This is a genomic window from Nonomuraea sp. ZG12, assembly GCF_052068115.1.
In the GTDB taxonomy this organism is placed as follows: Bacteria; Actinomycetota; Actinomycetes; order Streptosporangiales; family Streptosporangiaceae; genus Nonomuraea.
In genome coordinates, this window is the sequence record NZ_JBQHCW010000012.1 from 147419 (window position 1) to 166713 (window position 19295).

The following is a 19295-nucleotide window of genomic DNA, read 5'->3' on the forward strand; positions in this document are numbered from 1 at the left end:
GAGTCAGCGGCCGGGCGGGTCATCCGGCCTTCAGTCCCAGTCCACGACGATCGCCTGTACGGGACAGGCCCGGACGGCCTCGTCGAGGGCACGCTGATCGGCGCCGTCCGGCGTGGCGTCGTACACCAACTCGTCGTCCTCATCGAGGGAGAACACCTCGGGGGCGGCGAAGACGCACTGGGCGTGGGTCTGGCAGAGCGCCATGTCGACGGCGACGCGCATCATGAGTCCTTCCGGGCGGGGTTGAAGCGGGAGTAGCTGCCGAACGACCAGCGCAACCGGGTGGCGCCGGTGACCTGGACGACCTGTTCGACGTCGAAGTCGACCAGCCGCTGGGCGCCGGGCACCGCCGCGGCACGCTCCGGCGACCAGTCCACGCGGGCACGGCCGGTCAGGTGCAGCGTGTGACCACGTTCCCAGTCGACGAACAGCAGGCCACAGCGCGCGTCGAGCTCAAGATTGCCCAGCGTCATGTACATCGAGTTGCCGACGTAGTCGGGCCAGGTGAGCCGCCGGTCGCCGGTCGCGGTGACGAAGCCGGGATTACCGCCGCGGTGTGACACGTCAGTGCCCAGCCCGGCCGCGTGGGTGGCGACGAAGAACGTGTCGGCCGCGCCGATCCACCGCAGCTGGTCGGCGTCCAGCGTGCGGGTGGTGTGCGCCGTCGTGGTCGCCGTGGGCGGGTCCTCCTCGGTCACCGTACGGGTCTGGATGTATTTCGGGCAGTTCGCGTACACCTGCTCGGTGTGCACGAGCAGCCGGTCGCCGTCCTTACGGGCTCTGCCGTTGACCCGCATCCTCCGGCGGCCGGCCGGGTCGATGGCGAGCATGCCGATGTCGCGCTCGGTGTCGAAGCACCCGGCGAGCGGATCACCGTCGCGAGGCGACAGGTTCGCGACGACGGTACGGGGGTCGGGCGCGGTGGTGAAGCCTTCCGGGCCGGTGAGCAGCCCGGCCCAGACCGTCCCGTCGTCGGCGGCCGCGCCGATCACCAGCAGGCGCTGCCGGCTGAGGAACTCCGCGGCCACCGGCGGGATGGCGGCGCGCACACCGGCCGACCCCAAGCGGCCGGCGGTGACGCCGGCGCGGCGCTGCACGAGCTGTTCGCCTTCGTGACGCATGACGCTCCTTGGTCGAGGCCGGGCCGCGTCGGCCCGGGATCACTGGCTTTAGAAGAACCCGCAGGTCGGCGCGCCCTGCGTGGGCGCCGGCGCGGCATCGACGCCGGCCGGGGCGTAGATCTCCAGGCGGATGCCGTCGGGGTCGGTGAAGAACACACCACCGGAGGACGCGCCTTCGCCATGCGGAACGATCCCGTCGTAGACCAGCTCCGCGCCCAGATCACGCAGGACGGCCTCGGCGTGCCGCACGGCTTCGAGGTCGGGCACCTGGAACGACAGATGGTGCAGTCCGGGCAGGTTCGTGGCGAACGCCCCCTCGCCCTGCTGCCACAAGGTCACCTGCAGGGTGCCGTCACGGCCGAGGAAGGCAAACCTGCGTGCGCCTTCGGTCTGCTCTCCGAGGATCTCGAAGCCGAAGACCTGACGGTAGAAGGCGGTCGAACGGGCGAGATCGGTCACGTTCAGGCCGACATGACCTGTCTTGAGCGTGCTCATACTGAGCCTCCGAAGATTTCTAATGGTTGACGTGGACTCCTTCCGTTAGATAGTTGCGCATGTTTCTCACGGAGTCAAACGGCCGGTACCGTTAGAAGTATGGAAGTCGCCGATCTCACCAGCGGTGGAGCCCCGCTCCTGGGCGAGCCGCTGCCGATCGAACTCGGCAACACCGCCTATGCGGTACGCGGCCATCCCAAGGAGGGCCTGGAGACCGTCGAGCACCTCGCGGCCTGGCTGCGAGACGTACGCCCACGCCTGGCGATCCCCCTGACGGACGCCGACCTGCTCGACGTGACCCCCGACGACCTGCGCCTCGCCCTGGAGTCCCGGGAGGCCATCCGCCGCCTGGCGGCCGGAGCCGCATCCGGCCGAAGCCCCGCCCCCGACGCGATCGCGACCCTCAACCACCACGCCCGTCACACCCCCCGCTGGCACGAACTACGCCTCGCCCAGCACGACACCCCCCACCCGGCCGAACAGCTGAGGGACAGCACTCACCAGCCGGTCGATGCACATGAGGACGGCGCCGACCGGCCAGTCGGGCCTGGTGAGGACGGCGCCGACCGGCCTGCTGGGCAAGCCGAACCCCAGGTGGTGGTGTGCACCGCCGGTCGCCCCGTGGCAGCCGTGCTCGCCGCGATCGCCGAAGACGCGATCATCCTGTTCGGCGGACCGTCACGACACAAGGTGTACGCCTGCCAGGGGCCTGGCTGCATGCTGCACTTCGTCCGCGAGACACGACGGGAGTGGTGCTCAGGCGGCTGCGGCAACCGAGCACGAGCGGCCCGCCATTACGCCAAGGTGCGGCACCTCTGACCCGTCCACACCACAAGCCCGTCGGCCTGGCACCGGGAGTGTCCGGCCCGTCCTTACCCGACGAGTTCGGCGATGTCTTCCGAGCTCAACCTCAGCGTGCCGGCGGCGATGTTCTCTTCGAGGTGGTCCAGTGAGCCGGTGCCGGGGATGAGCAGGATGTTCGGAGATCGGGTCAGCAGCCAGGCCAGGGCCACCTGCGGTGCGGTCGCGCGGTGGCGGGCGGCGACGGCGTTCAGGTGCTCGGCCGCGAGCGGCTGGAAGCCGCCGACCGGGAAGAAGGGGACGTAGGCGATGCCGTCCTCAGCACAAGCGTCGATGAGGCGGTCGTCATCGCGCCGGGACAGGTTGTAGAGGTTCTGGACGCAGACGATCGGCGCGATCTTGCGGGCTTCGGCGAACTCGGCGGCGCTGACGTTGGAGATGCCCAGGTGGCGGATCAGGCCCTCCTCGCGCAGCGCGAGCAAGGTCTCCAGGGGCGCGGCCAGCGGTGTCCGGCTGCGGTCGAGGTCGCCCATCCGCAGGTTGACCACATCCAGGCGGTCCACGCCGAGCGTGCGCAGGTTCGCCTCGATGCCACGGCGCAGGTTGTCGGGGGTGAGGCCGGTCTTCTCATCGGCGGGGAGGTCGAGGTCGGAGCCCTCGACCAGCGCTCCCACCTTGGTCACGATCACGAGGTCGTCCGGGTAGGGATGCAGCGCCTCTCGGATCAACTCGTTGGCCGCCACCCCGTCACGCGCGTAATAGTGCGCGGTGTCGATGTGGTTCACCCCGAGTGCCGCGGCCCGGCGCAGGATGGCCAGGGCTGTTTCCCTGCTGGGCCTGTCGCCCCTCGGCCAACCGGTCAGCTTCATCGCGCCGTACCCGATCCTCGCGACGCTCAGGTCGCCGCCCAATGCCCACCGTTCCGTTGCCACGACGCCCACCCTAGATGTCCCCGGCGACTGGTCATGGACCGGACAACCCCAAGGCCGGCACCGGGCTCATACCTACCCTGCCAAGCTCGTCGGGCACCCGAAGCCACCCCGCCGGCGCGGGCGACGCCGGGCCCGCCACGACTGTGAGACCCCGTACGACTCTCCAAAGAAACCGACGAACCCGCCCTCAACGCGTGAAGGCGGGTTGTAAGTCGGAAGGAGTGGCTACTTGATCAGCCGGACCGTGAGCGGGTAGCGGAAGGCGGTTTCGGAGAGGGCCGCGACGCCGCCCACGATGGACAGGACGATGGCGGCCACCCAGATGACCGGCAGGAGCACGATGCCGATGACGGTGAACGGCAGCAGGAAGGTGGCGCCCGTGACCGTGAGGTGGAAGTTGAGTGCCTCCATGGCATGGCGCCGGATGTAGGGCGAGGTCTTGCCGCCCGTCAGCAGCATGATGAGCGGGCCGATGATGGGGAACCCGAGGAGGGCGAGCAGGTGGGCCGCAGACGCGCCGAGGCGTTCGTTGCTCTCGGGCGGCGCCTCCGTGCCGGCCAGGGGCGTGGGCGGAGCGAGCCGGGGCACGGACCTCGTGCCGTACAGCTCCGACATGATGGGCATCAGGTCGCCGTGCGTACGCGCCGTCATGGCGCGCTCCAAGCGCTCGTCGAATTCGAGCTTGTCGAAGCGGCCTTCCGCGTAAGCCGCCTGGACGTGCTCGACCACGTGCTCGCGGTCCTGGTCGGTGACGCGCAGATGTGCTGGCGGCACCTGTCCCGGCTTCGGGGGTGTGGGTACCCCAGCCATAAGAGCCATGCCTCTCCTTCGGTCGGACAGTCATCTCCCATACTGCGTGACGACTGGCGAATGTGGCATCGGGTGAATCCCGGAGGTATCCCCTAGATCACCCCGACGCGCCGAGCCGCTGGACGGTATAAAAAGGATCCATGAGATGGCGAGACCGCTACGGCCTCCGGCGGCGGCGTGGCCCGAAGATCGCGAAGTTCGATCGTGAGGCGACGGACGCCGACATCGAAGCGCTCATCGCCTTTGCCCGTTCGCGGCGTGGCGTTGAGTTCTACGTCGAGCCCGAGACGTTCGCGACCGACACGACGGCCGTCGCCGTCGCCGATGACGGCGAATGGACCCGGCGCAGGGTCGGCTCCCCCGCGGTGATCCGCAAGGTGGCCCGTGACCTTGCCTTACCGGTTTATGACGTGCAGCTCACGGGCTATCCCCAGCGCATGCGCGCCTACAACGACCGTCGCCGACGCGAAGAGGACAACCTGGACTAACCGCACGCGACATCGACGCCCGGTGGCGGGTCGTCCTCGCCGATCCGGTCGAGCAGCGGGAAGAGCCAGCTCGCCCGGGCCTCGCCCATGGCGGTGTCGAGCTCCGCCGGGGTCGGCAGGCGTCCGCTGAGCATGCCCGGGGACATGAGATTCTGCAGGGCGTGCATGAGCAGGTTGGCCATGGAGTAGTGCGGGTCGGCGGTGAGGGCGCGCTCCAGGGCGATGGTGGCCAGAATGCTGTCCCCTGATCGCCAGGCGGCCATCGCGAGCAGCGAGGCCGCCGCCGGCACGAAGGACGGCTCCAGACGGCGGGTGAGGTCCTTCCACAGCCCGGCGTGGCTCTCCTCAAGGAGCGTCCAGGCCTCGTCCCGCACCCTGATCACCGCGAGGTCCAGGCCCAGCCTGGCCGCCTCCCCGTCGTCGAGGCGGCCATCGGCGACCAGTGCCGCGCGGACCCTGGCGAGTGCTTCGGCGGTGAACTCCTTCGCGAAGGCGTCGGCGTCGGCGCAGGCGATCAGCCGGGAGCGCAGGTCGCGCACGGCCTCGGCGGTCGCCCTGCGCATCGCCACCCGGACGGGGCCGGTGACGGGCGCGATCGTGTGCTCCAGGGCCCGGCGGTCGGGCAGCGCGACCAGGCCGCGCACCGTCGCCTCGGCCGCTATCCGGCTGGACCTCGGATCGTAGGCGGTGCCTTCGGGCGGGCAGCACAGGGTGCTGTCGCAGACATAGGACCAGAACCGGCCGCCGTCCGCGCGCAGCGCCTCGCCCACCTCCACCCCGGCCCGCGCGGCCAGCGACCTGGCCTCGTCGACCGCGGGCGTGACGTGCTCGCCGGGGCCGTAGCCGACCACGACGACCTCGCTCACCGCCTCGCGCTCGAACAGCGGCACGAGCGGCGACAACGTGCCCGGCGGCATCGGCAGCCCCCACCGGGCCGCCACCTTGGCCCGGCCGCGATCGAGGCCGATCACGACGAGGCTGTCCACCGGGTGGAACCCGACCAGATAGGGCACGGCGGCCAGCACGTCGGCGGGGCTGGTCAGGGTGAGGCAGGGCTCGTGAGCGTTGGTCGTCATGGACAAGGAGAGTGCCTGAGCGGGGCAGCTCCCCGAGGGCCGACCTCGCCGTCTGTGGATGAGCGGCGGCGATGACGTTCAGCCTGTGGAAAAGAGCCGCCTACGCCGGGACCAGGCGCTCACGGACGAGCAGGGCGCCGCCCACGACGGCGGCCGGCATCGCGATGACCGCCACGAACGGCACCAGGAACAGCAGGAAGACCACCACCCCGAAGCCCAGCGCCGCGGCCTTGTTCCGGCGCAGCAGGGCGAACCGCTCCTTGCGCGCCATCCCCCGGCGCTCCAGTGCCAGGGTGGTGAGCTCGACCGTCAGGAAGAAGCCCGAGACGGCGGCCCCGAGCACCGGCACCACGGTCTGCCCGACCACCGGGATGAAGCCGAGGAAGAACAGCGGGACGGTGAACAGGAGCACGTACGCCAGCGTGATCAGGCTGTCCTTGATGGACCGCGGCAGGGTCCGCCACCAGGGCTGCTCGTCGGCGTGCTCCAGCACGTCGGCCTTGGCCGACAGCTTCTCGTAGAACGGCTCGCCGATGGTCAGCGTCAGCGCGGCGAAGGTGAGCACCGCCACCGCCAGGCCACCGAGCACGATGGCGACGGCGATGGTGGCGCGGAAGAACTCACGCCAGCCCCACGAGTCGGCGAACGGGGTGAGGAACTCCGCCAGTGTGGACGCGTTCGTGCCGAGGAGGATCAGCGCCACCACGTAAACCGCGAACGCGATCAGCGCCGGGATCAGCCCGAACAGCCACCAGCGGCCGTTCCTGGCGACCCAGCCCACACCCTGCATGAAGAAACCGACGCCGGAGGCGAAGTCGCGCAGTGATCGCATGCCCGGCAGGCTAGCGCCAGAACGCGGTGACCGTGTAGCCCAGCTCGTCGAACAGGGTGCGCAGCAGCGGGAGCGAGATGCCGAGGACGTTGCCGTGGTCGCCGTCGATGCCGTCGACGAACCAGCCGCCGCGCCCGTCGAGGGTGAACGCCCCCGCCACGTGGAGCGGCTCGCCGGTGGCGGCGTAGGCGGCGATCTCCTCCTCGGAGGGCTGCCCGAAGTGCACCACGGTGGTGGCCACCTCGGCGGCCTGCCGGCCCGACGGCACGTCGATCACGCAGTGGCCGGTGACGAGGCGGCCGGTCCTGCCGCGCATCATCCGCCAGCGCTCGACGACCTCATCGGCGGTGGCGGGCTTGCCGTAGGGGCGGCCGTCGAGCTCGAGGATGGAGTCGCAGCCGATGACCAGGCCCTCGTCGAGGCCTTCGGCGACCGCGGCGGCCTTGGCCTTGGCCAGGGCGAGGCTGAGCGCGGCGGGCGAGTGGGCAGTGAACGCCTCTTCGTCGACCCCGCTCACGATCACCTTGGGGTCGAGGCCGGCGCTGCGCAGCAGGGCCAGTCGGGCGGCGGAGGCGGAGGCCAGGACGATCACCGCCCCAGCTTACCGGTCACCCGCCCCCTCCCGGCCTGCCGCTGGCGCCACGGTGTCGCCGAAGATGCCCTGGAGTACGCCGGCGATCAGGTCCTCCAGCCCGGCGGGCCCGGCCGAACGCTCCCGGCGCAGGTCGGCGGCCATGCTCCGGGCGTCCATGCCGGCCTTGATCGCCCGGTCGGCGAACAGCGACATGATCATCGGGGCGAGCAGCGGCAGCACCTTCATGAGAGCGCCCACGTCGGCGTCGGCGAGACGCGCCAGCCCTTCGGCTGCGTACTCGACGCCCTGGCCGCCGAGCACGTGCGCCAGGATGTGCTGGCCGTCTCGCGTCAGCGACGCCACGTCGCTGTTGAACGGGTCGGTGTCCACGTGCTCGTCCAGCGCGCAGCGCAGCGCCTCGGCGCCCTCCGGGTACGCGGCGCTGCGGGCCAGGCCCGCCACGATGATCCCCCCGGCCGCCTGAAGGACCCAGCGGGCCGTGCCGACGTCGGTGCCGAGCATCCCGGCGAGCTGTTCCAGGCCGGGATCGCCGAGCTCTGCGAGGAGCTCGTCAGTCAGTGTCACGGCATGTCCCCCCGATCTTCGTTCAGGAAGAGGTGCCCAGCACCGCCTGTGTCTATCTCCGGCCTTGCGCTAACTCTTCGCCAAAGGCTCGGCCTTCTTCTCGGTGGCCAAGGGCTCGGCCTTCTTCTCGGCGCCCAGCAGCCCGGCGGCGGCGTAGGCGCTCTCCTCGTCCAGCGTCTCGTGCTCCAGCAGGGCGGCGACGATGCCTTCGAGCTTGTCGCGGTTGTCGGTGAGGATCCGCACCGCCCGCTCGTAGCACTCGTCCACGATCCGCCGCGTCTCCTCGTCCACGATGGCGAGCGTGGCGGGCGAGGCCTGCGGCTGGCCGTCGTTCGGCAGGATGGTCAGCGGCCCGACCTTGTCCGACATCCCCCAGCGGCCGACCATGCCGCGCGCGATCATGGTGACCTGCTCCAGGTCGTTCTCGGCTCCGGTGGTGATGACGCCGTAGATGACGTCCTCGGCCGCCATGCCGCCGAGCGCGCCGGTGATGCGGCCGCGCAGATAGCGCTCGTCGTAGGCGTAGCGGTCGGTGTCGGGGGTGGAGAGTGTGACGCCGAGCGCGCGGCCGCGCGGGATGATGGAGATCTTCCTGACCGGGTCGGCGCCGGCCTGCAGCATGCCCAGCAGCGCGTGACCGGCCTCGTGGTAGGCCGTCCTGGTGCGCTCCTCTTCGGGCATCACGATGCTGCGGGCGGCGCCGAGCTGCAGCTTCTCCAGCGCGTCCGCGAAGTCGCCCATGCCGACCTTCTCCCGGCCGCGCTTGGCCGCGAGCAGGGCCGCCTCGTTGACCAGGTTGGCCAGGTCGGCGCCGGTCATGCCGGGGGTGATCTTGGCGAGCTGTTCGAGGCCGATCTCGCCTTCGAGCGGCACGCCCCTGCTGTGCACCTGAAGGATCGCGGTACGGCCCGCCGCGTCGGGCAGGCCGACCTGGACGGTGCGGTCGAAGCGGCCGGGGCGCAGCAGCGCGGGGTCGAGGACCTCGGGCCGGTTCGTGGCGCCGATGACGATCACGCCTTCGGTGCCGGAGAAGCCGTCCATCTCGGTGAGGATCTGGTTGAGCGTCTGCTCGCGCTCGTCGTGCCCGCCGATGCCGCCCGCGCCGCCACGGGCGCGGCCGATGGCGTCGATCTCGTCGATGAACACGATCGACGGCGCCACCTTGCGCGCCTCCTCGAACAGGTCACGCACCCGGGACGCGCCGACGCCGACGATCATCTCGATGAACTCGGACGCGCTGGCCGAGAAGAACGGCACGTTGGCCTCGCCCGCGACGGCCCTGGCCAGCAGCGTCTTACCGGTGCCGGGAGGGCCCGCGAGCAGCACGCCCTTGGGCAGCTTGGCGCCGAGCCTGCGGTACTTGCCGGGGTCCTTGAGGTAGTCGACGATCTCGACGAGTTCGTTCTCCACCTCGTCGATGCCGGCGACGTCCTCGAACGTGACGCGCACCTGACCGGCCTCGACCGGCTTGGCCGCCTTGGACTTGCCGAGGCCGCTGAGCCCGCCGCCGCCCATCATGCTCGCGCCGCGCCGCATGATCCAGATCCAGAGCCCGGCCAGCAGCAGCACGGGCAGCAGGGACAGCAGCAGGTTGAGGAAGAAGCCGCGGCCGGAGCCGAGCGGCTCGGCCCTGATCTCCACACTGGCCGACTGCAGCCGCTGGGAGAGCTGGTCGGTGTTGGCGAAGGTGGGGATCTCGGTGCGGAACTCCGTATAGGACTGGTTGTCGCTGGCCGGGTCGGTGGCGGCGGCCTTCAGCTTGCCTTCGACGGACAGGCCGGTGGCGTAGATCTCCTTGACGTTCTTGGCGTCCACCTGCTTGGTGAACTCCGTGTAGGAGACCGTCTCCACCGGGGCGCTGTCGAAGAAGGAGGAGACGAAGAAGAAGGCGGCGTAGACCGCCAGCAGCGTGATGGCGAACCGCCACCAGTTGATCTTGGGACGCCCTCCTGGCGTGCCTGGAAGCCCTTCGGCACGCCACGGCGGCTTGATCTTCTTGCCGTTGGGCACCTGCGGCGATCCAGCGCGTTCCACAGTCAATCCCCCGTCACGCCGCAGTCGATGAGCTCTAACCCAGGTCACGCACCCCGGCGACTATGCGGCTGATCTCGCGCCAGCGGTTGCGTTGCGTGTCCGGCACTGTCACAAACGCCAGTCCCGGCTTCGCCATTCCGCCATCCGATACCACGACGGCCGCCCGGCTGCTGCGCTTGCCGTAAGTGACCTGATAGAGCAGCATCCAGCCGTCCTTGGCGCGCTGCGAGGCCAGCCAGCGGATCTTGGCGCCCCTGGGGTGGTGGTTGAGCGTCCACCGGGCGGCCAGCAGCGCCGTGTCTCGCGGGGTCTCCTGCGCCTCGATGGGCAGCGGGCAGGTCAGGAGCATGCCGCGCCGGCTGTCGCGGCGGTTCTTGGGCAGCATCTGCCGGCTGGTGAACGGCGCCGCGCGGTAGGTCTTCCACGGCTTGCCGAGGTTGGGCACGGCCAGGCCGCTGCGGTTGTCCTTGATCAGGTGCTTGGTCCCGGCGGGCAGGGACAGGCGCTTGACCTTGCCGGTCAGTCTGGGGACGCGGGTGTCGGCGTACAGGGCCTCCATGGCCGTGTAGCCGGGGGCGAGCGACGCGCCGGGGGTGGGCGTCCGCTTGGCGGTCGGGCTGGCGCTGGGCGTCGGCGAGGCCGACGCGGAGGCTGAGGCGGAGACGGCCGAGATCGGCTCCGTGCCGGCGGACGGTGGTGGGCCGGACGAGGCAGGCACGGCCGATGGCGCGGCGACCGGCCGGGCGCCGGCCTCGTCCGGCCTCGACGGGAGCGCCATGACCACCGCGACGCCGGCGACCGCCAGCGCGGCGACCACGGCGAGCCCCCGGTAGACATCCCGCATCCGTAGATCACCGATACGGGAGCGCCGGGGCGAGGAAACAGGGGTTCCCGGTCTGTCTTCGGTTCTCACAAGGGAACCTTCGGTCTCATCATCCCCATCGAGCACGACGGGAGCGTACGACAAATTCCCCTGTTCCGCGCCAGAAGCTATCGAAGTGTCATCTTGACATTTGTGCGGCCTTCTGCGGGGGTATCTCGGTCAAGATCGGGCGACCCTCCCGTAGAGCCAGGGGGCCTCGGCGACGAACGTGCACGAACCCGGCTCGAGCTCGGTGAACCCGGCGTCGCGCACCACCGGCAGCCCCGCCGCGATCTTCTCCGCGAAGGCGTCACCGGCGGCCGTACGCACGGACACCGCCAGCCCCGCCGCCCGCCAGGCGGCGCGTTCGGCGGCGTCGCTGACCCACCAGGCGAGCTGGGCGGCGTGCCCGGCCTGGGCCATCGCCTTGCCCGCCGACATCGACAGGCCGGGGTTGGCCCACAGGATCGGCGGCGTGGCGGGCCCCGGCTCGGCGGTGTCGGTCAGCTCCGTGCCGGACACCTGCAGCCGGGCCAGGTCCCGCGGCCAGGCGTCCAGCGGCACGGGCGGGTGCACGCGCACCTCGGCCGTGCGATGTTCGATGGTCCGGCCGGGCAGCGCGACCGCCCTGCGCCACTCGGCGCCCCTGGCCCGGCGCACCACCTTGCGGATCTTCCCGGTGACCTCCCAGTCGTGCAGCTCCGCGACCCATTCACCGGGGTCGTCGAGCAGGCTGAGCACGGCCGTCGCGGCCGCTTCCATGGCGTCGGTGCGCTCGGGCGGGGTGGCCCTCTCGATCCTGACCACCAGCGGCAGGACCATCAGTTCTGAGTCGTTCATCGCTTCTTAGCATGCCTGATGGCCAGCGACATGCCGGTGGCGACCAGGCAGAGCAGGCCGGCGCCGTACCAGGCGAGGTCGTAGACGCCGAGCTGGTCGCGGGTGAGCCCGGCGGCGACGGCGGCGATCGCCGCGCCCACCTGGTGGGAGCCGAACACCCAGCCGAACACCACGGCCCCGTCGCTGCCGTAGATGCTGCGGCACAGCGCCACCGTGGGCGGCACGGTCGCCACCCAGTCCAGGCCGTAGAACACGATGAAGATCAGCATGCTGGGCTCAGTGGTGGCGGCGAACAGGCTCGGCAGGACCATCAGCGACAGCCCGCGCAGCCCGTAGTAGACGGCGAGCAGCATCCGGGGGTCCACCTTGTCACTGAGCCAGCCCGAGGCGACCGTGCCCACGATGTCGAAGATCCCGATGATCGCGAGCAGCCCGGCGGCGGCCGGCTCAGCCATGCCGTGGTCGTGCGCCGCCGGGATGAAGTGGGTGCTGACCAGCCCGTTCGTACTGGCTCCGCAGATCGCGAAGCCGCCGGCGAGAAACCAGAACGGGCGGGTGCGCGCCGCCGACCGCAGCACGGACAGCGCGCGCACCGCCGCGTTCGTGGTGGCAGGGATGGTACGGGGTTCGTCCGGATCCGCTCCCAGGGCAGTGGTGCCCACGTCCTCGGGACGGTCGCGCAGCAGCCACCAGACGAAGGGCACCACTGCCAGGGCCGCCCCGGCGACGGTCAGCGAGGCCACCCGCCAGCCCGGCCCCTGGGCGAGGTGGGCGAGCACGGGCAGGAAGATGAGCTGTCCGGTGGCGCCCGCCGCCGTCAGCACGCCCATGACGACCCCCCGGTGCCGGACGAACCACCGGTCGGTCACCGTCGCCGCGAACACCAGGGCCATCGACCCGGTGCCGAGCCCGACGAGCACGCCCCACAGCAACTGGAGCTGCCAGCTCGCCGTCATCAGGGTCGTGAGCCCGCTCCCCGCCGCGACCAGCAACAGCGCGAAGGCGACCACGCGGCGCATGCCGAAGCGGTCCATCAGAGCGGCGGCGAAGGGTGCGGTCAGGCCGTAGAGCACCAGGTTGATCGAGACGGCGAGGGAGATCGTGCCCTTGGACCAGCCGAACTCGTCCTGCAGCGGGGTGATCAGCACGCCGGGCGTGGCCCGGAAGCCGGCGGCGCCCAGGATGGCCACGAACGCGACGGCGGCGACGAACCAGGCCCTGTGCAGCCGGGGACGCTCGGTGGTGGTGCTCAGGGTCATCCCGCAATCTTGCTTTATCTGGACATATGGGTGTGAGTGGCCGATCAGCCAACATGCGAACGAATTCGGCCATGGCGCATCGGATCGCGGCCGTCGTGCTCGACCGCTTCGCCCTGCTCGACCGCTTCGCCCTGGGAGCCGGGGCAGGTGTCCCGGACCGCGGAGTCGCCGCCGGGAAACCCGCCACCCTCAGGTGTCTCGTCGGTCAGTCACGGTCCCGACGCGCGGTCAGGCGTCCCACGTCACCGGAAGCCGGTGGACACCGTAGATCTCGGCGTCGTTCTTGAACGGCAGTTCCCCGGCCGGCACGGCGAGCCGCAGAGAGGGCACCCGCCGGAAGAGGGTGTTGAAGACGATCTCCAGTTCCAGCCGGGCGAGGTTCTGCCCGAGGCACTGGTGCCGGCCGTATCCGAAGGCCAAGTGGTTGCGGGCGCCGCGGTCGAGCTTCAGCCGGTCCGCGTCGGGAAAGATCTCCGGATCGTGGTCGGCCGTGTTGCTCAGCGAGACGACGGCCTCGCCGGCGCGGATCGTCGTCCCGGCAAGCTCCACATCGTCCGTGGCCACGCGCGAGTTGCCGTACTCGGCGATGGTGAAGTAGCGCAGTAGCTCCTCGACCGCCATCGGGGTACGCGACGGGTCGGCGAGCAGCGCGGCCAGTTGCTCCGGCCGTTCGAGCAGGGCCAGCACGCCCAGCGAGATCATGTTCGCCGTGGTCTCGTGGCCCGCGACCAGCAGCAGGAGCGCCAGCGCGACCACGTCTTCCGGATCGGCGCCGTCGGCGAGTTGCCGGCTCAGCACGTCGTCGCCCGGCTCGCGGATCTTGCCGTGGACCAGCTCGGCCAGGTAGACCCACAGCGCCTTCATCGTCTCTTGCAGCTCGTCGGGCGGCGTATCGCGGTTGACGAGGGTCGCCGTGTGGGCCTGGAAGAAGTCATGGTCGGCGTACGGCACCCCGAGCATCTGGCAGATGACCAGCGAGGGCACCGGCAAGGAGAACGCCCGCACCAGGTCGACCGGCTGCGGACCGGCCAGCATCGCATCGATCAACTCGTCGACGATCTCCTGGATGCGCGGCCGGAGCTCGGCTGCGCGCCGGACGGTGAACTCGCCGGTGATCGCACGCCGGGCGGGGCCGTGCTCCGGAGGGTCCATGTTGATGAGCATCTTGCGCGAGCCGCCGGTGGAGGAGGGAACGGCACCGGCGCGAAACGAAGGGTAATGCGGGTGGTCACGGTCGGAGCTGAATCGGGGGTCCGTCAGCATGGCCCGGAGGTGATCCATGCGGCTCAGCGCCCAGGCCTCCTGGCCGTTGGGCAGGCGCACCCGGGAGATGCCGCCGTTGTCGCGCATCTCGACGTGCTGGGCCGGCGGAGCGTAAGGACAGGTCCGTGCGATCTGCAGGGGTTCGGAAGTCATGCGGAACGTCTCCCATGTCACTCGGCTAAGTCAAACGTTCGAATAAATCAAACGTACGTTAGACTGCAGACAGCCGACAACCCCGCGATCCAGCATCCAGATCATGGATCCGGCGGATCTGCTCGCCCGGCCCGACGTCGCGAGTCGTCAGATCCCGGTCGGTGGCGCGCTCATCGCCGCCGTCAGATACGTGATCGCCCAGCGCCGGGCCGCCTCGCCCGCCATCGGGGACAGGCTGTCCGGGGGGCGCTGGTAGACCTGGACGCGGTCCACGGCCGTCACGGCGAGGATGCCCCGCATCCGGAACCACAGTTCCTCCGGGGAAAGGCCGGGCAGGGCGCGCTCGAAGGCGGCCAGGTAGCGGTCACGGACCGCGGCCTCGGCCGGGCTGGTCCAGGTGCGCGCCTCCTCGGCCGGGTCGGTGAGGATCGTCACGATCAGCCGGGACGTCCGGGCGCCGCCCTCGTCACCGGCCGGCATCTCGTCGAACAGCGGCCCCGCGAACGCCTCCACCAGGTCGGCGACCGTCGGGTCCGGGGTCCGGGCGAGCAGCCGGTCCAGCCCGGCGCACTGCGCGGCGTTGATGGGCTCGATCATGCGGCGGGCGACCGCGGCCAGCAACTCCGCCTTCGAGCCGAAGTGATACCCGACAGCGGCCAGGTTCGCGCCGGCCAGGTCGGTGATCGCGCGCACCGAAGTGCCGCGGAAGCCACGCTCGGCGAAGAGGCGCTCGGCCGCGTCGAGGAGCTGGGTGCGGGTATCGGGAGTTGCCATGCGCCCAATATACGTGCGTATGATCTAAACGAACGTATGAATGAATATGCGGAAGAGGGTTGCCATGAGACTGCTCGTGTACGGCGCCGGAGTGCTCGGCAGCCTGTACGCCGCCCACCTGCATGAGGCCGCCGGGAACGACGTCTCGCTCCTGGCCCGGGGCGAGCGCCTGACCGCCCTGCGCCGGCACGGCGTGCAACTCGCCGAGGGAGACGGCCCGGCTGTCCGGCGGGTGCCGGTGCCGGTGGTCGAGCACCCGGCCGACGGGTACGACCTGATCACCGTCTTCGTCCGTACCCATCAGGTGGACGCGGTGCTGGAGTCACTCGCCGGTGTCGACGGCGACGTGCTGTTCCTGCTCAACTGGGCGGCCGGCGCACAGCCGCTGGGCGCGGTGATCGGCCACGAGCGGGTGCTGCTCGGCTTCGGCGCGACCGGCGGCACGATGGACGGCGACGTGGTCCGCTACCGCCCGGCCGGCTTCTTGACCCGCCGGGTCCCGATGACGATCGGCGAACCCGACGGCCGTACCACCCCGAGACTGGAACGGATCCTGCGGACGCTCGGCACCGCCGGGCTCAAGGCCAAGGCCGAGCCGCGGATGGATGCCTGGCTCAAGACGCACGCCGCGTTCGCAGTGCCGCTCGGGCAGGCGGCGAACGCGGCGGGCGGCCCACTGGCGCTGGCCGGCGATCCGGACGCGGTACGCGGCATGGTCCGCCTCATGCGGCAGAACTTGGCCGCCATGCCCATGCCGCCGGTCCCTCGCGGGTTCAACGCGTTGCGGATTCTGCCGGAAGGACTGCTCGTGGCCCTGCTACGGCGCTTCTTGCGCAGCCCGACGGCCGCACACAGCGGACTCAACGACACCTCGCCCGCGTCGGCGGCTGAACTCGAGCGCATGGCCGAACAGATGCGTGCCTATGCCACGGTTCGGTAGGCGATGGGCGTGGACGGTGGCCTTCCGCCACACGTTCCGCCGCCCGTAAGATCCCTTTCGGAGATCCACAACGAGAGGGGTGGTCGCGTGGGTGGCTTCGACGAAGTGCCCGCCGGGATCGACGCTCGCGTGCCGAGCGTCGCCCGCATGTACGACTACTACCTCGGCGGGAAGGACAACTTCGCCTCCGACCGCGAGGCCGCCGAGAAGATGATCGAAATCGGCCGCCAGATGGGCAACGACACCCGCCAGATCGCCCGCGCCAACCGCGCCTTCCTCGGCCGGGCCGTCACGATGCTGGCCAAGGCCGGCGTCCACCAGTTCATCGACCTCGGCGCCGGCCTGCCGACGCAGGACAACGTCCACCAGGTGGCCAGGCGGCACGTCCCCGACGCGCGGGTGGTGTACGTGGACAACGACCCGATCGTGCTCATCCACGCACGGGCGCTGCTGGGCGGCGACCCCGACGTCATCACGGTCCAGGGCGACGTCATGAACCCGGACGCGATCTTCGACGACCCGCAGGTGACCGGGCACCTCGACCTCACCCGCCCGTTCGCCGTGCTCATGGTCGCCGTCCTGCACTTCGTCGTCGACGACGCGGACGCCGCCCGGATCACCGCGACCGTCCGCGACCGGCTGGTCCCGGGCGGCCACCTGGTGCTGTCTCACATCTACGAGGGCAACGCCGCCGACGACGTCGCCGAGGCGAGCCAGCGGATCTACCGGAAGACGGCCCCCGGCGGCCTCGCGCGGCGCGGCCTGGCCCAGATCTCCGGCTTCTTCGACGGCATGGACCTGCTCCCGCCGGGCGTCGTTCCGGTCGCCGACTGGGACGCGCGGACGCCCCCCGAGTCGGTCGACCTGGTACGCGCGGGCATCCTGGCAGGCGTGGCCCGCGCCCGCTGAACACGCCGATCAGCCTCGGGCGACGGGCTCAGTCCCTGACGGCCGGCGCGTAGAGGTCCTCGGCTCCCACCAGGACGATGCCCGGGTCGGAGGCGGCACGGGCGCGGAGTTCGTCGGTGAAGCCGGCGGCGCTGTAGCACAGGAGGCGCGCGGTGGCCGCGCCGTGGCGGTTCTGGGCGGTGAGCAGCGCACGGATCCGGGTGAGGCGGTCAAGGTGGCCAAGGCCCATGATGTCGCCCCATTTGACCTCACCGAGGGCGAGCAGGGGTTGCCGGTTGTCGTCGTCGAGGCTGTAGGCGACGACGTCGATTTCGTGGCTGGTACGGGCGGCAGGGTCGTTGACAGTGCCCGATCCGACGCGGTGGGGGAAGTCGCCCAGCACGTCCTCGGGAGCGTAGTGGCGGGTCCATTGGCGGCACAGATGCTCGAAGTGCGGGCCGAGCACGTTCGCGGTGAAGCGCCGTTGCGCGCGCTGCCACAGCCGGGAGGCGTCCCGGGTGTGCTCCAGGTCGGACCAGATGGGGCGCATGACGGCGTGGTGGAAGGTGATCAAAGGCTCGGCGATGCGGAAGCTTGAGCGGTTGTCCTTGAAGACGTCGGGCTCACGGCTGACCAGGCCGCAGTCTTCGAGAACGGTGAGCGGGTGAGTAAGGTCGCCGGATTTGCGGCCCATGAAGGAGGCGATGCCGCCGCGAGTGGTGTTGCCCGATGCGATCGCCGCGAGCACTGAGTGGTAGAGGGCGGTGTCGCGCAGGTCGGGTTCGTCGGCCAGGAGGTAGCGGGCCTCGCGGAAGAGTGGGCTGGTCGGGGACAGGACGGTCCGCAGGACCCAGGCGTCGAAGTCCTCGGGCCCGGCCGGCGTGTCGTCGCGGGCGAATTCACGGCGGTAGGCGGGCGTGCCTCCGACGATGGCGTTCACCTTGATCGCGGTCACCGGATCATGCACGTCCCAGAACTCGGCCGCGAGTTGATGATCGAGGGTTGGGACGACGAGTTCCAGGGCGGCCCGGCCGCGTAGGGGCGCGCTGCCGCTGAGCAGCCGACCCATGAACGACATGGCGGAGCCGCACAGCAGTAGTCGCGAGCGGCTTTCGTCTCGTTCGGCCCTCAGTGGGGCGAGGGCGTTCTGGATGATGGAGGGCAGCCTCGGATTGGCCCGGGCGAGGTAGGGAAACTCGTCGATGACGACGGGGACGGGCCGGTCGCGTCCCAGCGCGAGAAGAGCGTCCACGACCTCGCTCCAGCCCTGGAAGGACAGGGGCACCGGCGCCCCGAGACGCTCCCCAAGGGCCGCCCCGATGCGCTGCAACGACTCGCCGTCCGTGGCTTCCTCAGCCGCGTAGTAGAAGCCACCGGCGGCCTGACACAGGGCTCTGAGCAGGAAAGTCTTGCCCTGCCGTCGCCGTCCGGACACCACGCCCAGAGAGGCGCCGGGCGAGTCGTCCGTCGCGAAGGAAGTGAGGGCGGCCCACTCGCGATTCCGGTCGAACATCTCGGCGGGCCTGGGAAGGAGCGCCATACACTGCCCCTTTCATAAGTACAGTTCTCATAACTATACTTATGAAAACTAGGTGTCCGCCGCGGCTCGGCGGAGCTCGTCGACGGGGTACGGGGTTCGTTTGGTGTCGGTCGTGAGCCGGCGGTGGAAGTCGTGCAGGATCAGGACGGGTCCGGCGTGCCGGTCGAGGATCGCGGCGAGGGCGGGCGGGACGGGCTCGGTGTCGCCCGCGAGCCAGCGGCGCAGGAACGACTCGTGCTGGGCGTCGTCGTCGCCGAGGCCGGGCAGGTGGTGGCGGAGGAGGTGGGCGGCGACGTAGTGACGGTCGTAGGTGAGGTGATCGGTGAGGAAGGCGGTCTCGGCCGGCGAAAGGGCGAACCGGGACGAGAGCGCGAGCCCGAAGTCGGCGAAGTAGAGCAACCGGCCGTCGGTCAGGACGTTGTGGAAATGGGCGTCGAAGTGGACCAGGCCCTGCGAGCTCATGAAGGCGGCCCCTTGGGCGAGCTGCCGCTCGGCCCATGTGTGCCGTGTGAGGTCCCGGCCGTCGGCCAGCCAGGCGCTCAGCCTGTGCGGGATGTGCTCCAGGAAGACGACCAGGCTGAGCGTGGATCGGCCGATGGCCTCCAGGCGCTCGCGCACGGCTGCCGAGCCCTCCCAGTGTCTGACGGCGCCGTCGATGCCGCCGAACTCGTCGGCGAACCCCACCGGAGGGGAGTCGGGGATGACCCGCCAGTGGTACATCAGGGGGAAGCTCTCGAACGTGCCGGAGAGAACCCAGTCGGTGGTCATGGTGTGGGCCGCCAGCTCGCGCCAGGCGCCGAAACCGGCCGAGCCGAGACCGTACTGGTAGAAGGTGGGCAGGTCGAAGACGTTGGCCGTCGAACGGAGGCGGGTTTCGAGGTCCGTCAGCGGGATCCGCTTGACGAAGACCCGCCTCCTGTCGACGTCCAGCTCCGCCGACCTGCCGCCGATGCCGGCGCCGTGCGTCGTGGTCGCGGCCATGAGGCCGGCGATCCGGCTGTCGCTCAGCGTCGACAGCCGGGCGGAGA

Annotated in this window: 21 protein-coding genes; 4 read left to right on the forward strand and 17 right to left on the reverse strand. The window is 70.5% G+C overall.

From position 1 onward, the window contains the following. Positions 1–30: 30 nt before the first annotated feature. Genes ACTMTF_RS29240 through ACTMTF_RS29250 form a run of 3 tightly spaced genes read right to left on the reverse strand, consistent with a single transcriptional unit; the run spans position 31 to position 1616 of the window. Positions 31–225 carry a ferredoxin gene (locus ACTMTF_RS29240; RefSeq protein WP_441113555.1) on the reverse strand — a complete coding sequence of 65 codons (195 nt, stop codon included), beginning with the start codon at positions 223–225 and terminating at the stop codon, positions 31–33. After that, on the reverse strand, positions 222–1121 hold the full coding sequence (locus tag ACTMTF_RS29245) for a pyridoxamine 5'-phosphate oxidase family protein (protein ID WP_441113556.1): 900 nt from the start codon (positions 1119–1121) through the stop codon (positions 222–224). The genes ACTMTF_RS29240 and ACTMTF_RS29245 overlap by 4 nt, the downstream gene beginning before the upstream one ends. 48 nt (positions 1122–1169) lie before the next feature. After that, positions 1170–1616, reverse strand: a complete 447-nt coding sequence (locus ACTMTF_RS29250; protein ID WP_441113557.1) for a VOC family protein — start codon at positions 1614–1616, stop codon at positions 1170–1172. 99 nt (positions 1617–1715) lie between these two features. On the opposite strand from ACTMTF_RS29250, the gene ACTMTF_RS29255 reads away from it, so the two are divergent. After that, positions 1716–2435, forward strand: a complete 720-nt coding sequence (locus ACTMTF_RS29255; RefSeq protein ID WP_441113558.1) for a CGNR zinc finger domain-containing protein — start codon at positions 1716–1718, stop codon at positions 2433–2435. Positions 2436–2488: 53 nt separating this feature from the next. Here ACTMTF_RS29255 and ACTMTF_RS29260 read toward each other — a convergent pair whose 3' ends face one another. After that, complete coding sequence (locus ACTMTF_RS29260) at positions 2489–3349, reverse strand: oxidoreductase (RefSeq protein ID WP_441113559.1); 861 nt, start codon at positions 3347–3349, stop codon at positions 2489–2491. Between the two features lie 225 nt (positions 3350–3574). After that, positions 3575–4168, reverse strand: a complete 594-nt coding sequence (locus ACTMTF_RS29265) for a DUF1707 and DUF4870 domain-containing protein (RefSeq protein ID WP_397003540.1) — start codon at positions 4166–4168, stop codon at positions 3575–3577. 131 nt (positions 4169–4299) lie between these two features. Here ACTMTF_RS29265 and ACTMTF_RS29270 point away from each other — a divergent pair, with 131 nt between their 5' ends. After that, the gene (locus ACTMTF_RS29270) at positions 4300–4647 is read left to right on the forward strand and encodes a hypothetical protein (protein ID WP_397003542.1); all 348 of its coding nucleotides are present in this window, start codon (positions 4300–4302) and stop codon (positions 4645–4647) included. Here ACTMTF_RS29270 and ACTMTF_RS29275 read toward each other — a convergent pair. From ACTMTF_RS29275 to ACTMTF_RS29320, 10 genes are all read right to left on the reverse strand, one after another. Next, on the reverse strand, positions 4644–5723 hold the full coding sequence (locus tag ACTMTF_RS29275; protein ID WP_441113560.1) for a DUF4192 domain-containing protein: 1080 nt from the start codon (positions 5721–5723) through the stop codon (positions 4644–4646). The genes ACTMTF_RS29270 and ACTMTF_RS29275 overlap by 4 nt on opposite strands. Before the next feature lie 100 nt (positions 5724–5823). Then, entirely contained in the window at positions 5824–6555 is a 732-nt protein-coding gene (locus ACTMTF_RS29280) for an EI24 domain-containing protein (protein ID WP_397003546.1), read from the reverse strand. A gap of 10 nt (positions 6556–6565) precedes the next feature. Next, positions 6566–7147 (reverse strand): Maf family protein, encoded by a 582-nt coding sequence (locus ACTMTF_RS29285; protein WP_441113561.1) that lies wholly within the window; start codon positions 7145–7147, stop codon positions 6566–6568. Between the two features lie 9 nt (positions 7148–7156). Beyond that, complete coding sequence (locus tag ACTMTF_RS29290) at positions 7157–7714, reverse strand: DUF937 domain-containing protein (protein WP_441113562.1); 558 nt, start codon at positions 7712–7714, stop codon at positions 7157–7159. 69 nt (positions 7715–7783) lie between these two features. Further along, on the reverse strand, positions 7784–9748 hold the full coding sequence (gene ftsH / locus ACTMTF_RS29295) for an ATP-dependent zinc metalloprotease FtsH (protein WP_397003552.1): 1965 nt from the start codon (positions 9746–9748) through the stop codon (positions 7784–7786). A gap of 34 nt (positions 9749–9782) precedes the next feature. Next, entirely contained in the window at positions 9783–10592 is an 810-nt protein-coding gene (locus ACTMTF_RS29300; protein WP_441113563.1) for a hypothetical protein, read from the reverse strand. A gap of 198 nt (positions 10593–10790) precedes the next feature. Continuing rightward, positions 10791–11450, reverse strand: coding sequence for a peptidyl-tRNA hydrolase (locus ACTMTF_RS29305; RefSeq protein WP_441113564.1), 660 nt, complete (start codon positions 11448–11450; stop codon positions 10791–10793). Then, on the reverse strand, positions 11447–12709 hold the full coding sequence (locus ACTMTF_RS29310; protein WP_441113565.1) for an MFS transporter: 1263 nt from the start codon (positions 12707–12709) through the stop codon (positions 11447–11449). The genes ACTMTF_RS29305 and ACTMTF_RS29310 overlap by 4 nt, the downstream gene beginning before the upstream one ends. Positions 12710–12937: 228 nt before the next feature. Further along, a complete protein-coding gene (locus ACTMTF_RS29315; RefSeq protein WP_441113566.1) occupies positions 12938–14125 on the reverse strand; it encodes a cytochrome P450 in 1188 nt (395 codons plus the stop codon). A 147-nt stretch (positions 14126–14272) separates the two neighbouring features. After that, complete coding sequence (locus ACTMTF_RS29320; RefSeq protein ID WP_441113567.1) at positions 14273–14899, reverse strand: TetR/AcrR family transcriptional regulator; 627 nt, start codon at positions 14897–14899, stop codon at positions 14273–14275. A 64-nt stretch (positions 14900–14963) separates the two neighbouring features. Between ACTMTF_RS29320 and ACTMTF_RS29325 the strand changes: the two genes are divergently transcribed. Both ACTMTF_RS29325 and ACTMTF_RS29330 read left to right on the forward strand, forming a co-directional pair. Beyond that, the gene (locus ACTMTF_RS29325; protein WP_441113568.1) at positions 14964–15839 is read left to right on the forward strand and encodes a ketopantoate reductase family protein; all 876 of its coding nucleotides are present in this window, start codon (positions 14964–14966) and stop codon (positions 15837–15839) included. Positions 15840–15926: 87 nt separating this feature from the next. Further along, positions 15927–16748 (forward strand): SAM-dependent methyltransferase, encoded by an 822-nt coding sequence (locus tag ACTMTF_RS29330; RefSeq protein ID WP_441113569.1) that lies wholly within the window; start codon positions 15927–15929, stop codon positions 16746–16748. A gap of 28 nt (positions 16749–16776) precedes the next feature. On the opposite strand, the gene ACTMTF_RS29335 is transcribed toward ACTMTF_RS29330, so the two are convergent. Both ACTMTF_RS29335 and ACTMTF_RS29340 read right to left on the reverse strand, forming a co-directional pair. Beyond that, positions 16777–18267 carry an ATP-binding protein gene (locus ACTMTF_RS29335; RefSeq protein ID WP_441113570.1) on the reverse strand — a complete coding sequence of 497 codons (1491 nt, stop codon included), beginning with the start codon at positions 18265–18267 and terminating at the stop codon, positions 16777–16779. Between the two features lie 48 nt (positions 18268–18315). After that, a complete protein-coding gene (locus ACTMTF_RS29340) occupies positions 18316–19248 on the reverse strand; it encodes a protein kinase family protein (RefSeq protein ID WP_441113571.1) in 933 nt (310 codons plus the stop codon). Between the last annotated feature and the right edge of the window lie 47 nt (positions 19249–19295).